The organism is Pararhodobacter aggregans (assembly GCF_003075525.1).
Taxonomy (GTDB): domain Bacteria; phylum Pseudomonadota; class Alphaproteobacteria; order Rhodobacterales; family Rhodobacteraceae; genus Pararhodobacter; species Pararhodobacter aggregans.
On the sequence record NZ_QDDR01000002.1, the window covers coordinates 588,772 to 601,884 of the forward strand.

Annotated in this window: 14 protein-coding genes; 7 read left to right on the top strand and 7 right to left on the bottom strand. The window is 67.8% G+C overall.

Translation table 11 applies throughout. The features are described from left to right. Positions 1–10: 10 nt before the first annotated feature. Complete coding sequence (locus DDE23_RS06885) at positions 11–1,768, bottom strand: hypothetical protein (protein ID WP_133239527.1); 1,758 nt, start codon at positions 1,766–1,768, stop codon at positions 11–13. A 295-nt stretch (positions 1,769–2,063) separates the two neighbouring features. On the opposite strand from DDE23_RS06885, the gene fumC reads away from it, so the two are divergent. The 3 genes from fumC (at position 2,064) to DDE23_RS06900 (ending at position 4,672) form a co-directional block, all read left to right on the top strand. After that, positions 2,064–3,458 (top strand): class II fumarate hydratase, encoded by a 1,395-nt coding sequence (gene fumC, locus DDE23_RS06890; RefSeq protein WP_107750266.1) that lies wholly within the window; start codon positions 2,064–2,066, stop codon positions 3,456–3,458. 137 nt (positions 3,459–3,595) lie between these two features. Further along, entirely contained in the window at positions 3,596–4,486 is an 891-nt protein-coding gene (gene ypfJ, locus DDE23_RS06895; RefSeq protein WP_107750264.1) for a KPN_02809 family neutral zinc metallopeptidase, read from the top strand. Further along, positions 4,487–4,672, top strand: a complete 186-nt coding sequence (locus DDE23_RS06900) for a DUF4169 family protein (RefSeq protein ID WP_107750262.1) — start codon at positions 4,487–4,489, stop codon at positions 4,670–4,672. A gap of 28 nt (positions 4,673–4,700) precedes the next feature. Here the strand turns inward: DDE23_RS06900 and DDE23_RS06905 are convergent, their stop codons facing one another. The 3 genes from DDE23_RS06905 to DDE23_RS06915 all read right to left on the bottom strand — a co-directional run bounded on the left by DDE23_RS06905 (position 4,701) and on the right by DDE23_RS06915 (position 7,064). After that, positions 4,701–5,315 carry a nucleotidyltransferase family protein gene (locus DDE23_RS06905; RefSeq protein ID WP_107750261.1) on the bottom strand — a complete coding sequence of 205 codons (615 nt, stop codon included), beginning with the start codon at positions 5,313–5,315 and terminating at the stop codon, positions 4,701–4,703. After that, entirely contained in the window at positions 5,297–5,683 is a 387-nt protein-coding gene (locus DDE23_RS06910) for a hypothetical protein (protein ID WP_107750260.1), read from the bottom strand. Before DDE23_RS06910 ends, DDE23_RS06905 begins: the two co-directional genes overlap by 19 nt. Positions 5,684–5,945: 262 nt before the next feature. Then, positions 5,946–7,064, bottom strand: a complete 1,119-nt coding sequence (locus DDE23_RS06915; RefSeq protein WP_107750259.1) for a GlxA family transcriptional regulator — start codon at positions 7,062–7,064, stop codon at positions 5,946–5,948. Positions 7,065–7,280: 216 nt separating this feature from the next. On the opposite strand from DDE23_RS06915, the gene DDE23_RS06920 reads away from it, so the two are divergent. Next, on the top strand, positions 7,281–8,651 hold the full coding sequence (locus DDE23_RS06920; protein WP_107750258.1) for a class II 3-deoxy-7-phosphoheptulonate synthase: 1,371 nt from the start codon (positions 7,281–7,283) through the stop codon (positions 8,649–8,651). Positions 8,652–8,744: 93 nt separating this feature from the next. On the opposite strand, the gene DDE23_RS06925 is transcribed toward DDE23_RS06920, so the two are convergent. Next, positions 8,745–9,503: a PAS domain-containing protein gene (locus tag DDE23_RS06925; protein WP_107750257.1), complete on the bottom strand. Its 759-nt coding sequence runs from the start codon at positions 9,501–9,503 to the stop codon at positions 8,745–8,747. A 165-nt stretch (positions 9,504–9,668) separates the two neighbouring features. On the opposite strand from DDE23_RS06925, the gene DDE23_RS06930 reads away from it, so the two are divergent. From DDE23_RS06930 to DDE23_RS06940, 3 genes are read left to right on the top strand one after another with little or no spacing between them, the layout of a single operon-like run. Beyond that, the gene (locus DDE23_RS06930) at positions 9,669–10,559 is read left to right on the top strand and encodes a YicC/YloC family endoribonuclease (protein ID WP_337589829.1); all 891 of its coding nucleotides are present in this window, start codon (positions 9,669–9,671) and stop codon (positions 10,557–10,559) included. A 3-nt stretch (positions 10,560–10,562) separates the two neighbouring features. Then, positions 10,563–11,228, top strand: coding sequence for a guanylate kinase (gene gmk, locus DDE23_RS06935; RefSeq protein WP_107750255.1), 666 nt, complete (start codon positions 10,563–10,565; stop codon positions 11,226–11,228). Next, entirely contained in the window at positions 11,225–11,743 is a 519-nt protein-coding gene (locus DDE23_RS06940; RefSeq protein WP_238149917.1) for a gamma carbonic anhydrase family protein, read from the top strand. Before gmk ends, DDE23_RS06940 begins: the two co-directional genes overlap by 4 nt. Here DDE23_RS06940 and DDE23_RS06945 read toward each other — a convergent pair. Then, positions 11,729–11,962 (bottom strand): ribbon-helix-helix domain-containing protein, encoded by a 234-nt coding sequence (locus DDE23_RS06945; RefSeq protein ID WP_107750254.1) that lies wholly within the window; start codon positions 11,960–11,962, stop codon positions 11,729–11,731. The genes DDE23_RS06940 and DDE23_RS06945 overlap by 15 nt on opposite strands. Continuing rightward, positions 11,959–12,744, bottom strand: a complete 786-nt coding sequence (locus DDE23_RS06950) for a phytanoyl-CoA dioxygenase family protein (RefSeq protein ID WP_107750253.1) — start codon at positions 12,742–12,744, stop codon at positions 11,959–11,961. The genes DDE23_RS06945 and DDE23_RS06950 overlap by 4 nt, the downstream gene beginning before the upstream one ends. Positions 12,745–13,113: the final 369 nt, after the last annotated feature.

A 13,113-nucleotide genomic window follows, 5' to 3' on the forward strand; every position in this document is an offset into this window, starting at 1 on the left:
GCAGCTCTCCTCAGCGGCGCAGCAGGTAGAAGAAGTCGCGGTTGTCCGAAAACTCGATGAACCGACCCATGGGCGAGCCGTCGCGGTGGCGGCTGTCGGATTCCGCCATCCGCCGGTCGAGGTGGACGATGGAGAAATCGGGCGAGCCGGGCTCACGCGGGTAGATCGCCGAATAGGTCAGGTCGAGCGAGTTCATGTCCAGAAGCATCGCCATGTCGCAGTGATAGGCCTGGAACACCCGGGACATCCCCGAGGGCGTCACCGACATGAAGACGGCATAGATCAGGAACTGGCGGCCCTCGATGGTGCGCATGCAGACACCCGAGCGCAGGGTCCTGAGCTGGGCCTCGGCCGAACCCGACCAATTGCCGCCCATCCAGCTGCGCACCTGGCTGCCCGGAACGCCGACGCCATCGGCGTTGGGCTCGACCAGGGGGGTGCCGTTCTGGCGGGCAAAGCGGATATAGGGCAGGAGTTGGTCAAGCTGGTCAGACCAGAGGTCCATGTGGACCGTGCCGTCCTGCAGCACATAGATCGTCGCCAGACCCGGCTGCAGCCGCGACAGGACCACCCCGTTGACCACGAACCCGTAATGGTGGCCGTGGTTGGTATAGGCGAAATCCGTCAGCCGCCAGGCGCCGTGGTCGCGCTTGAAGCCGCCGGCAAAGATCCCTGCCAGCCGGTCCATGAACACCGGGTTCATCATGCCGGTCATCTGCAGGGGCTCGACCGTGCCGAACCCGTCCGGGCCCGGCAGCGAATAATCGCGGCCGCCGCCCGAGGGGCGGGGCGACCAGTCGACCTGCGGATGCGAGGTGCCGATCTCATAGCGCAGGTCGAAGCGCGACATGTCGAAGGCCCACATATGCACGTCCGAGCCGTTCTCGACCCCGTCGAGCCCGTTGGCGCCGGGGACCGACATCACCTCCTGGCTGACCATGCCGGGCTGCACGACCGAGGCATAGATGCCGGGCGCGTTCTGCACCGCGTACCAGGCGCCCGCTTCCATCTGCGTCGATTCCGCGCCGACCAGATCCACGCGCAGGTTCGAGCGCATCACCGGGTTGCGGCGCAGATCGGCATGGCCCAGCAGTTCGACGGTCGAGCCCGCCTCGCTTTCGTCCATGGTCTGGGCCGAGGTGAGATAGGCATCCTCGTAGAGCGTGTCCTTGATCAGGTTGATCAGGCTCTCGCCGAAGGGGACATAGCCGCGCAGGAATTCGGTGACGGCCTCGCGCGTGGTGCGGCTGCCCGAGCCCTGGTTGCGCAGGAACATCCGCCCCTCGCAGATCGGCGAATAGGGCAGGTTGGCGCGGCGGGCCTCTTCCAGCTCGCCCTCCCAGGGGGTGCAGGTGACGGTCCCGGCCTCGCTGGCCACGGTCAGCGCGCGGCCGTGATCCCCCAACGAGACGGTGAAGAGTTCGGGTGCCGCGTTCTCCAGATGCCAGAAGCGCTGGTTGCGGCCCTCGCCGGTTTCCAGCACGAACCAGGCGTTCACATAGGGGTTGAGCGAGGTCAGCCGCAGCGCCGTGCCATCAGCGCCGAGACCCGAGAGTTCGGCCCGGAACGGCTGGAACTCCACGACCGTGCGGCGGTAATCCTCGCGGAAATCGGCGAATTGCGCGGCGCGGGTGGCGGCGGGCATGTACCAGGGCGCCATGGTGTCGGCCCCGGCCGCCAGGGCAAACACCGAAGCTCCGGACCCCAGGGCGACCGGGAGGATCGCGGCGGAACAGCGGGCCAGGAAGCCAAAGGTCGTCAATGTCATTCTCCTAAAAAATCGAACCTGAATCCGGGCGCGGAAACCCCGCGCGGCCGGTATCGGGGCGAGCCTGCCTCAATCGGTCCCGGGCTGCAAATCACGGCAAGTCGAGGGGACAGAACTCTCCGCATGTGTTGAATTTGGGCAACTTATCACAGAAACTTTACAGCGCCGGACACTCGGCGCTTGCCGCCACCGGCTGCGGACAGGGCAGGCCGGGTGCCCTCCGTATGCAACGGCATACCGATTGATTTTCCCGTAGCCGCTGTCTATGAAGCCGCAAATCCCTGAGGAGACAGCGATGACCGCCACCCGTACCGAGACCGACAGCTTCGGCCCCCTTGAGGTTCCCGCAGACAAGTACTGGGGCGCGCAGACCCAGCGGTCGATCATCAACTTCCCCATCGGCTGGGAGCGTCAGCCGGTGCCGATCATCCGGGCTCTGGGGGTCATCAAGAAGGCCTGCGCGCTGGTCAACAAGGCGCAGGGCGACATGGAGGCGGGCCTCGCCGATGCCATCGCCGCCGCGGCGACCGAGGTGATCGAGGGCAAGTTCGACGACAATTTCCCGCTGGTCGTCTGGCAGACCGGCTCGGGCACCCAGTCGAACATGAACGCCAATGAGGTGATCTCGAACCGCGCCATCGAGATGATGGGCGGTGTCATGGGCTCGAAGAAGCCGGTGCATCCGAACGATCATTGCAACATGGGCCAGTCGTCGAACGATACCTTCCCGACGGCGATGCATGTGGCCATCGCCATGCAGGCCCGTGACGTGCTGATCCCGGGGCTGGAAAAGCTGCACAAGGCGCTGGTCGCGAAATCCGAGGAATTCAAGGACATCATCAAGATCGGCCGCACCCATACGCAGGATGCGACGCCGCTCACGCTGGGGCAGGAGTTCTCGGGCTACGCCAAGCAGGTCGAGCGCGGGATCGAGCGGGTCAAGATGTGCCTGCCGCATATCTACGAGCTGGCGCAGGGCGGCACGGCCGTTGGCACCGGCCTCAACACCCGCGTGGGCTGGGACAGCCGCGTCGCGGCGCAGATCGCCGAGATCACCGGGCTCCCCTTCATCACCGCGCCGAACAAGTTCGAGGCGCTCGCCGCCCATGACGCCATGGTCATGTTCTCGGGCGCGCTGAAGACCGTTGCCGCCTCGCTCTTCAAGATCGCCAACGACCTGCGGCTTCTGGGCTCGGGCCCGCGCTCGGGTCTGGGCGAGCTGATCCTGCCGGAAAACGAGCCCGGCTCGTCGATCATGCCGGGCAAGGTGAACCCGACCCAGGCCGAGGCGCTGACCATGGTCTGCGCCCATGTCATGGGCAATGACGCCGCCGTGGGCTTTGCCGGCTCGCAGGGTCATTTCGAGCTGAACGTCTACAACCCGATGATGTCCTACAACGTGTTGCAGAGCATGCAGCTTCTGGGCGACTCGGCCAGCGCCTTCACCGACAACATGGTGGTCGGCACCCAGGCCAATACCGCGCGGATCGACAAGCTGATGAAGGAATCGCTGATGCTGGTGACGGCGCTGGCGCCGACCATCGGCTATGACGCGGCGACCAAGGTGGCGAAGACCGCCCACAAGAACGGCACGACGCTGCGCGAAGAAGCCATCGCGCTCGGCTATGTCGATGGCGAGACCTTCGACCGCATCGTCCGCCCCGAGGACATGATCGGCCCCAAAGGCTGAGGCCGCGCGACGCAGGACAGGGCAGGGCGGTCTTTGCGGGCCGCCCTGTTTGCTGTCGGAACCGGCGCGGTATCGACGGCGTTTGACAGCAGGGGCATTCCGCGCAAGATCGGAAGCCGGCAGCGGGAGGATCCTTCATGGAATGGCGCGGCAAACGGACCAGCCGGAATATCGAGGACCGGCGCAGCGGCGGCTCCTCGCGCGGCGGATTGCCCGGGATCCGCATCGGCGGCGGGCGTGGCGCGGGCCCGCTGGGGATCGTCGGCACCATCGTGGTGTTACTGATCGGTGCCTATTTCGGCGTGGATCTGAGCGGGCTGACCGGCTCCGGCGGCTCGTTCAGCGCCCCGACCCAGCAGACCGCGCAATCTGGCCCCAACACCATCGACGACGATGAAGAGGCCTTCGTCGCCACCATCCTCGGCGAGACGGAACAGGTCTGGACGCAGATCTTCGCGGCCTCGGGCCAGCGCTACACGCCGACCACGCTGGTGCTTTACCGCGGCGGCACGGGGTCTGCCTGCGGCATGGCGCAATCGGCGATGGGCCCGTTCTATTGCCCGGGCGACCGCCGCGTCTATCTGGACACCGATTTCTTCCGGGTGATGGAGCAGCAGCTCAACGCGGGCGGCGAGTTCGCCAATGCCTATGTCATCGCCCATGAGGTCGCCCACCATGTCCAGAACCTGACCGGCACGCTGGGCGAGGTGAACGCCCAACGCGCCCGCGTCTCGGAACGCGAATCGAACGCGCTCTCGGTGCGGATCGAGCTACAGGCCGATTGCTACGCCGGGGTCTGGGCCCATGCGGCGGCGCGGGAACTGGCGCTGACCGACGCCGATATCCGCGAGGCGCTGAACACGGCGGCCCGGATCGGCGACGACGCGCTGCAACGCTCGGCGGGCGGGCGCGTGGTGCCCGACAGCTTCACGCACGGCACCTCGGAACAGCGCCAGGACTGGTTCTTCCGCGGCTACCGCGCGGGCGACCCCGCCCAATGCGACACTTTCGCCGCGCGGAGCCTGTGAATGGCCGAGATCGTCAACCTGCGGACCAAACGAAAACAGGCCGCGCGGGACGAGGCCCGGGCCAAGGCCGACAGCAACGCCGCGCAGCACGGGCTGAGCAAGGCCCAGAAGGCCCTGGCCAAGGCCCGGACCGACAAGGCCACCCGCGATCTGGACGCGCATCAACTCGACCCCAAATCCCCTTAACCCTTCCTTAACCCGCTATCTTTGTTCGTCAAATATCCCGGGGGTGCGGGGGCTGGCCCCCGCTCCGCCCTCGCCACGCGGCCCAATCCTCGGGTGTATCGAGGTCCGTTACCGCCCGCTGACCCGGCAGGGCAATCAGCCTCGGCGGATGCGCCTTCAGGATCGACCGCGCCCCGTCATCGCCGCCCAGCCCGGCGAAGAGCGGCAGCAGCGCGGGCGGGAAGATGACCGGATGGCCGGGTGTCCCGTCCTCGGCCGTCGCCCGCAGGGGCCTGGCGCCGTCGTAGCCCGCGGCAAGGCGGCGGAAATCCTCGGCCGTCAGCTCGGGCATGTCGGCCGGGGCGAGCAGCAATGCCGAGCCTTCTGCCCAGCGGGCCGCGCCTTTCAGCGAGGCGCTCATGCCCTCTGCCGCCTCCCCGATTGTCAGGCATTCGACATCCAGCCCCTCCAGCGCCGCCACCCGCTGCGGCCGGTCCGGGGGCAGGGTCACGGCGACCGGGCCGAGCCCCGCCGCCTGCATCGCCAGGACCTGCCGCCGGATCAGCGGCAGGCCCTCGACCTCTTCCAGCAGCTTGTCGCCGCCGCGCATCCGGGTCGAGCCGCCGGCGGCCAGCAGCACCAGCCTCAGCCGCGGGGGTGACATGTCCCCGTCCATTGCGCGGCGCGGATGTTGTGGGCCAGCACGATCAGGTTCGAGGAATGCACGGCGATGCCATTGGCGCCCACCGTGGTCATGGTCGGACCCGAAGGGTCGAAGGCCACCAGCACCCCGTCATTGGTGAAGCTGACCGGCATCGGCGGGTTGGCAGTGTTGTTCTCGTAGCGCGCGGTCTCGCCGTCTTCGGACATGACCAGCGCGAAGGACAGCCGGGGCTCGCTGCCGGTGGTGCAGGTGGCGCTGGCGGCGTCGCATTCCTGGACGAAGGCGCAATCGAGGATCTGGGCCGGGACATTCTCGGCCATCGCGCATTGGGCCATGCTGAGGGCCAGAAGGGAGAGCAGAAGTTTCATGAAAGGTCGCCGTCTATCCGTGGAGCGCGGATTTCCTCGAACCCGCCAAAACCGGGCGTCACCGCGACAGGAGGGCCGCGATCGCCGATCGCGGCCGACTATAACACCTTCATCCCTCAGTGAAAGACCGGGAGGCAGCGCCGGGGCCCGGATCGGCGGAGCCGGGTCGTGCAGGTATCAACGGGGCAGGGCGCGTCCCCGGAAACCTGTGCAGCCGCAGGGGCTTGTCCGGCGTTCCTGAGAGATTGGAGGAAGGCGTGCCTTACTCCAGATCGTCCAGCAGATCCTCGCCCTCGTCCCCGGGTTCGCCGCCCAATTCGTCATCCAGCCCATGCGTGCCGCGCTCGCGGTAGGGCGTGGTGCCGTATTGCGCGCGGTAGCATTTGGAGAAATGCGAGGGCGAGGCAAAGCCGCAGGCCAGCGCCACGTTGATGACACTGAGCTCGGTCTGCATCAGCAGGTTGCGGGCCCGGGCCAGCCGCAGCTCCATGTAATAGCGCTTGGGCGAGCGGTTGAGGTAGCGCCGGAACAGCCGCTCCAGCTGCCGGGTCGACATGCCCACCTCCTCGGCCAGTTCGGCCGGCGAGACGGGCTCCTCGATGCTCTGTTCCATCCGCTCGATCACCTTCGACAGGCGCGGATGGCGGACGCCGATCCGGGTCGGGATCGACAGGCGCTGAATGTCGCGGTCGGTGCGGATCGTGGTGTAGATCAGCTGATCGGCCACGGCATTGGCCAGATCCTTGCCATGGTCATCCGCGACCATGGTCAGGATCAGGTCGATGGAGGCCGTGCCGCCTGCCGCGGTCAGCCGGTTGCCGTCGATCACGAAGACCGATTTGGTCAGGTCCGTGTCGGTGAATTCCTCGAGGAAGCCGTCGCGGTTTTCCCAATGGATCGTAGCGCGGCGGTTCTCCAGCAGGCCCGCTTCGGCCAGCGTATGCGCCCCGGTGCAGAGCCCGCCGATCACCGAGCCCTTGCGCGCCACCCTGCGCAGCCAGTTGACCACCGGCTGCGTGGTGTTCGAGCGCACATCGACCCCGCCGCAGACGATCACCACATCGTCGCGCCCGACCTCGGCCAGCGCGCCGTCGACCAGTAGCGTCGCGCCGTTCGAACAGGTCACCGGCTTTCCCGATTCGCTCAACAACGTCCAGCGATAGAGCGGCTGGCCGCTCATCCGGTTGGCGATGCGCAGCGGCTCGATGGCGGCGGCGAAGCTGAGAAAGGTGAATTGATTGAGCAGCAGGAACACGAAATGCCGCTGCCGGATCGGCGCAGGCTGCGAGCGTGCCGCGGCCGGGGCCGTGACAGTAGCGGGCGAGCGGCCGGTCCGCGCGGGCTGGGGGGAACTGGAACGCGGGGCGGGCAGGTCGCTCATCTAGGGTCATCCGGGTGGAGGGGGCACGGTCGCCGTGTGGTTGGTTCGCGACGCCGGTTTGTCGCAATCCAAGCAGGAAAGCCGCAGCCCCGCAAGGAGGGACAAATCGCCCGCGCCCGCCTTGGCTGGTTTGCAAGGCTGAAAAAGCGGTGTATGAGCGCTGATACCGCTGACGGGCCGATTTAAAGGCCGGGCGGTGCATCGACGGAGGACACGATGACCGAAGCCTGGAGCAAATCCGCCTGGCGCGCCAAAGAGCGTATCCAGATGCCGGATTATCCCGATCGGGCCGCGCTTGGCGCGGCCGAGGCGCAGCTGGCCAAATATCCCCCGCTGGTCTTTGCCGGTGAAGCGCGCGCGTTGAAGCGCCAGCTGGGCGAGGCCGCGGCCGGGCGGGCCTTTCTGCTGCAAGGGGGCGATTGCGCCGAGAGCTTTGCCGAGTTCAACGCCGATATCATCCGCGACACCTTCAAGGTGCTGTTGCAGATGGCGGTGGTGCTGACCTATGGCGCCAAGGTGCCGGTGGTGAAAGTGGGCCGCATGGCCGGGCAATTCGCCAAGCCGCGCTCGGCCCCGACCGAGGCGATGGGCGGCGTGGAACTGCCCAGCTACCGCGGCGACATCATCAACGGCTTCGATTTCACGCCGGAAGCGCGGGTGCCCGATCCCCAGCGGATGCTGCAGGCCTATACCCAGGCCGCGGCCTCGCTGAACCTGCTGCGGGCTTTTTCCAAGGGCGGTTTCGCCGATATCCACCGGGTCCATTCCTGGACGCTGGGCTTCACCAAATCCGAGGATGCCGAACGCTACAAGGCGCTCAGCGACCGGATTTCCGACGCGCTCGATTTCATGACCGCGGCCGGGATCACCTCGGACACGATGGGCGCGATGTCGACGGTCGACTTCTACACCTCGCACGAGGCGCTTTTGCTGGAATACGAGGAGGCGCTTTGCCGCATCGATTCCACGACCGGCCTGCCGGTGGCAGGCTCGGGCCACATGATCTGGATCGGCGACCGCACGCGGCAGCCGGACGGGGCGCATGTGGAATTCGCCCGCGGCGTGCAGAACCCGATCGGGCTGAAATGCGGCCCCTCGCTGAGCGCCGAGGATCTGAAGGTCCTGCTACGCAAGCTGAACCCGGAAAACGAGGCCGGGCGCCTGACGCTGATCGCGCGTTTCGGCGCTGGCAAGGCGGGCGAGCATCTGCCCCGCCTGATCCGGGCGGTCAAGGAAGAGGGGGCGAATGTCCTCTGGACCTGCGACCCGATGCACGGCAACACGGTCAAATCGGCGTCCGGTTTCAAGACCCGGCCCTTCGAGCGCGTGCTGCAGGAGGTCCGCGACTTCTTTGCCGTCCACAAGGCCGAGGGCACGATCCCCGGCGGCGTGCATTTCGAAATGACCGGCAAGGACGTGACGGAATGCACCGGCGGGTTGCGCGCGGTGACGGACGAGGATCTGTCCTCGCGCTATCACACCGCCTGCGACCCGCGGCTCAATGCCTCGCAATCGCTGGAACTGGCGTTCCTGGTGTCCGAGGAGCTGTCGCAGCGCCGCAAGGAACTGGCGCGCAAGGCGGTCTGAGGCCTGAGGCCCGGAAATACAAGAAGGGCGGCCGGTCGATAGACCCGCCGCCCTTTCTTCTGCCCGGCGAGGGCGTTCCGGATCTGCGGCCGCTTATTCCTTGCCGCCCTTGATGACCCGCAGCACCGGCCGCTGCCCGCGTTGTGGCAGTTCGGCCGACAGGGGGGCCGACAGGGGGGCCGACAGGGGGGCCGACACTGGGGCCGAGGTCTCGACCCGGCGCTCGGCATTGCCGGTGCCGGCGCGGGCGGCCGGGGCGGGCTTGGCAAAGGGATTGGCGCGGGCATCCCGTTCCATGCGCAGCGGTGCGCTCAGGCGAAATCGCCGCGGCGCGCGTCCGGCAGGCCCCCGCGTTTCGAGCACGCCCAGCACCCGGGTGATGCGCCCGTCGGGATCGGACAGCGGCATCAGCGCCAGCATCCCGTCAATCGCCGCCTGGCCGAAGCCCGCGTCCGAGCGCAGCGGCATCACCGCCCGTGCGCCCTGGGCGACCTGGGCCAGCGCCTGCGCCAGTTCGGTCCGCGCATCGCCGTTGAAGAAGACGCTGAGCGGCATGCCGCGCGGCTCCATCCCCAGCAACTCGCCCAGTTGCTGCCCGCAGAGCCGCAGCCGCGCCACCGAGGGCGCCACCAGCTCGGCCACGAACATCACATCCAGGCAATGGGCCAGCGGCTTGGGGTCCAGTTCGGCCCGCGACGGGCAGATCCGGTCGCCGCGCAGCTCGTTCCAGTGGCTTTGCACCGCCCGGACCGCCGGGTAATCCTGTTCGCCGCTGCGCGCCGTAAAGGGCAGGCGCAGGACGTCGGCAAGGCGTTGGCTCGGCGATTGGCAGTCAGGCACGACATCGGACATGGTTCAGCTCCACAAACTCGGTCGATGCCCAGTTTCGATGACCCCCCCCGGCCCTTCGAATCCGCCCGACCTGCTGTTTACCTTTGTTTGAGAATTCTTACTGATGCCTTAATCTAGCCTCAATTCGCCACAAAGGGGACAAATTCTAGGGAAATGGTTAAGTCGATGACCGGCTACGCCTCCGAAACGGGCGAAATCTCTTTAAATTCAGTGGCATACGCCGCGCAATGGGACCTCCGATCGGTCAATGGCCGGGGCCTGGATCTGCGATTTAGGCTGCCGGATTGGCTCGACGGGCTGGAAGGGTCGTTGCGCAAAATACTTTCAGACAAGGTTAAAAGGGGCAATGTTTCCCTATCGTTGAAACTGTCCCGCAGCGAATCAGCCGGGCCGATGCGACTCAACCCCGCGGCGCTGGATGCGGCGGTAACCATGGTCATGGCGGCCGAGGCTCGGGCCGAAGCCCGCGGGCTGGGTCTGGCACCGATGACGGCCGCGGATCTGCTGGCGCTGAAGGGCGTGATCGACACCGGGCCGGAGACGCTGGACCAGGCCGCGCTGGTGGCCGAACTGCTCACCCGGGCCGAGGCGCTGCTCGCCGCCTTCGACGCCATGCGCGCCGCCGAGGGCGCGGCGCTGGCCGCGGTGATCGGCGCCCAGATCGACACCATCGCCCGGCTGACGGCCGAGGCCCGCCAGGCCGCCGCCGCCCGCCGCCCCGACCAGATCGACTCGCTGAAAGCGGCGCTGGCCCGGCTGACCGAGGCGGCGCCGGGCGTCGATCCCGGGCGGCTGGAGCAGGAACTGGCGCTGATCGCCGTCAAGACCGACGTGACCGAGGAACTCGACCGCCTCGACGCCCATGTCACCGCCGCCCGGCGGCTGATGGCGCAGAGCGACCCGATGGGCCGCAAGCTCGATTTCCTGATGCAGGAGTTCAACCGCGAGGCCAATACCCTGTGTTCCAAGGCCCAGAGCGCCGACCTCACGCGGATCGGCCTTGACCTCAAGACCGTGATCGACCAGATGCGCGAGCAGGTGCAGAACTTGGAGTAGGCGATGGCCCCCTCAGCCTCGCGGCGCGGTCTCTTGATTATCCTCTCCTCGCCCTCGGGCGCGGGGAAATCGACGCTGGCCCGCCGGTTGATGGCCTGGGATCCGACGCTGAAGTTCTCGGTCAGCGCCACCACGCGCGCGCCCCGGCCGGGCGAGACGGACGGGGTGGAATACTTCTTCAAGTCCAAGTCCGAATTCACCGCCATGGTCGCGGCGGGCGAGATGCTGGAACATGCCGAAGTCTTCGGCAATTTCTACGGCACGCCCAAGGGCCCGGTGGCCGCCGCGATGACCGAGGGGCGCGACACGCTCTTCGACATCGACTGGCAGGGCGGGCAGCAGGTGCGCAACTCGGACCTGCGCCATGACGTGGTGTCGATCTTCATCCTGCCGCCCTCGATCGCCGATCTGGAAGCGCGCCTCAGGACCCGCGCCCAGGACACGGACACCGTGATTGCCGGCCGCATGGCGAAAAGCCGTGACGAGATCAGCCATTGGGCGGAATACGACTACGTCATCGTCAACGAGAACATCGAGCAGGCCGAGGATGAGGTGAGAACCATCCTGCGGGCCGAACGGATGCGCCGCGACCGCCAGCCCGGCCTCAGTGATTTCGTCCGCGGGCTGAACCGCGAATTCGACGCCCGCAACCCCGGAGACACGAAGTGATCTATGCCCTGGCCGACCTGTCGCCCGAGATCGACCCCGACACCTGGGTCGCCCCTGACGCCAATGTCATCGGCCGGGTGCGGCTGATGGCGGGCGCCTCGGTCTGGTTCACGGCGACCTTGCGCGGCGATAACGAATGGATCGAGATCGGCGCGGGCTCGAACGTGCAGGAAGGCTGCACGCTGCACACCGACATGGGCTATCCGCTGACCATCGGCCGCGATTGCACCATCGGCCATAACGTCATCCTGCACGGCTGCACCATCGGCGACGAGACGCTGATCGGCATGGGGGCGACGGTGTTGAACGGCGCCCGGATCGGCCGCAACTGCCTGATCGGCGCCGGCGCCCTGATTACCGAGGGGAAAGAGATCCCCGACGGCTCGCTGGTCATGGGCTCGCCCGGCAAGGTGGTGCGGCAGCTGGACGAGGCGGCCTTCACCCGGCTGCGGACCTCGGCCCGCAATTATCAGGACAACATGCGCCGCTTCCGCGAGGGGCTACGCCCCCTCTGAACCACCCGCCCGGGCCTGCAGGTCGCGCAGCACCGCCAGACGGATGGCGCTGGCCAGCCCCAGATCGCCGCGCGCCGCGTCGATGGCTGCGGCGCATTCGTTGATCCCCTGGCCCTGCGCCTTCGCCAGCGCCCGGAACGCCGCCCAGAACTCGGGCTCCAGCGAGACCGAGGTCCGGTGGCCCTTCAGCGTCAGCGAATGTTTCTCGGGCCGGGTCATGGGATCAGCATCGGGAACCAGTCCTCGCGCAGCCGCTGGCCGGGCTGCATGTCATGGCCGGGGTAGGGCGGCGAGGTCCGCCCGGGGCGTTCCACATAGCGCGCGTCGTCGCCCAAAAGGCGCAGCGAGAAGGCCCGCCGCCGCCGGTCGGTGGTGTTGCCGCGCGCGCCGTGCAGGGGGAGGACGTCGAAGGCCACCGCATCGCCCGGCTCCAGCGCCCATTCCAGAACCTGCATCCCCTCGGCATCGGGGTCAGGCACCGGGCGATAGGCCTCAGGGTCGGGGTAGAAGGCGGTCTCGGCCAGCCAGCGGGTCGGCAGGACCGGCTTGTCCCAACGGTGCGAGCCCGCGACGCAGCGCAGCGTCGCGTCGCGGACGGGTTCCATGGGCGACCAGAAGCTGACCGTCTGGCGCCCCTCGACGCAGTGTTGGGGGCCGTCCTGGTGCCAGGGATCCGCCTTGGCGGTGCCGGGTTCCTTCACCAGCGCATGATCGTGGAACATCTGCGCGGACCGGGACCTCAGCAGCGCGGCGGCGGTCCGCGCCGCCTCGGACTCGCGGATGACCCGGGCGAATTCGGGGATCCGTTCCCAGTCGCAGTAGTCGTCGGAAAAGCGCCCGCCCTCACCGGGTTTGAGCTTCGCGGCGGCATGGGGCCCGGGCTCGGCCATGTTACGCTCGATCCCGGCGGCGGTGGTGTCGACCTGATCGGCCCGGTTCGTCCGGATAACCACAGCTCCGTCCCGCTGGAAGGCGTCGATATCGGCTTGGGTCGGGGTCATGGCGGCGCTCCGGTGGCTGGGGGCGAGAGTGGCGGGCGGATGCAAAGGAAGTCAACGGGGCGCGCGGCTGTGGAGGTGTTTCGCCCTCGTTGCCCGCTGTCGCGGGCGCCTTGGGCGACCAGCGGGGGGCATTCTGCCCCCCGGACCCCCCTGAGGATATTGGAAGAACGAAGAGGGGAAAGGGCGCCCGTGGCATCCGTCCCGCAGCCTGCATCTGGTGCGCCCGTCGGTGAGGTCAGGGCGCGCGCCCCGGGCTTTCATTCTGCCTCAAATACGCCCTTCCGACCGCGCCGCGGGGGCCGAGGCCGGGGTGGGGCGATTCGCCTCGTTTGGCCGAATCGCCTCGGCCAGAGGGGGCAGCGGCTGCCG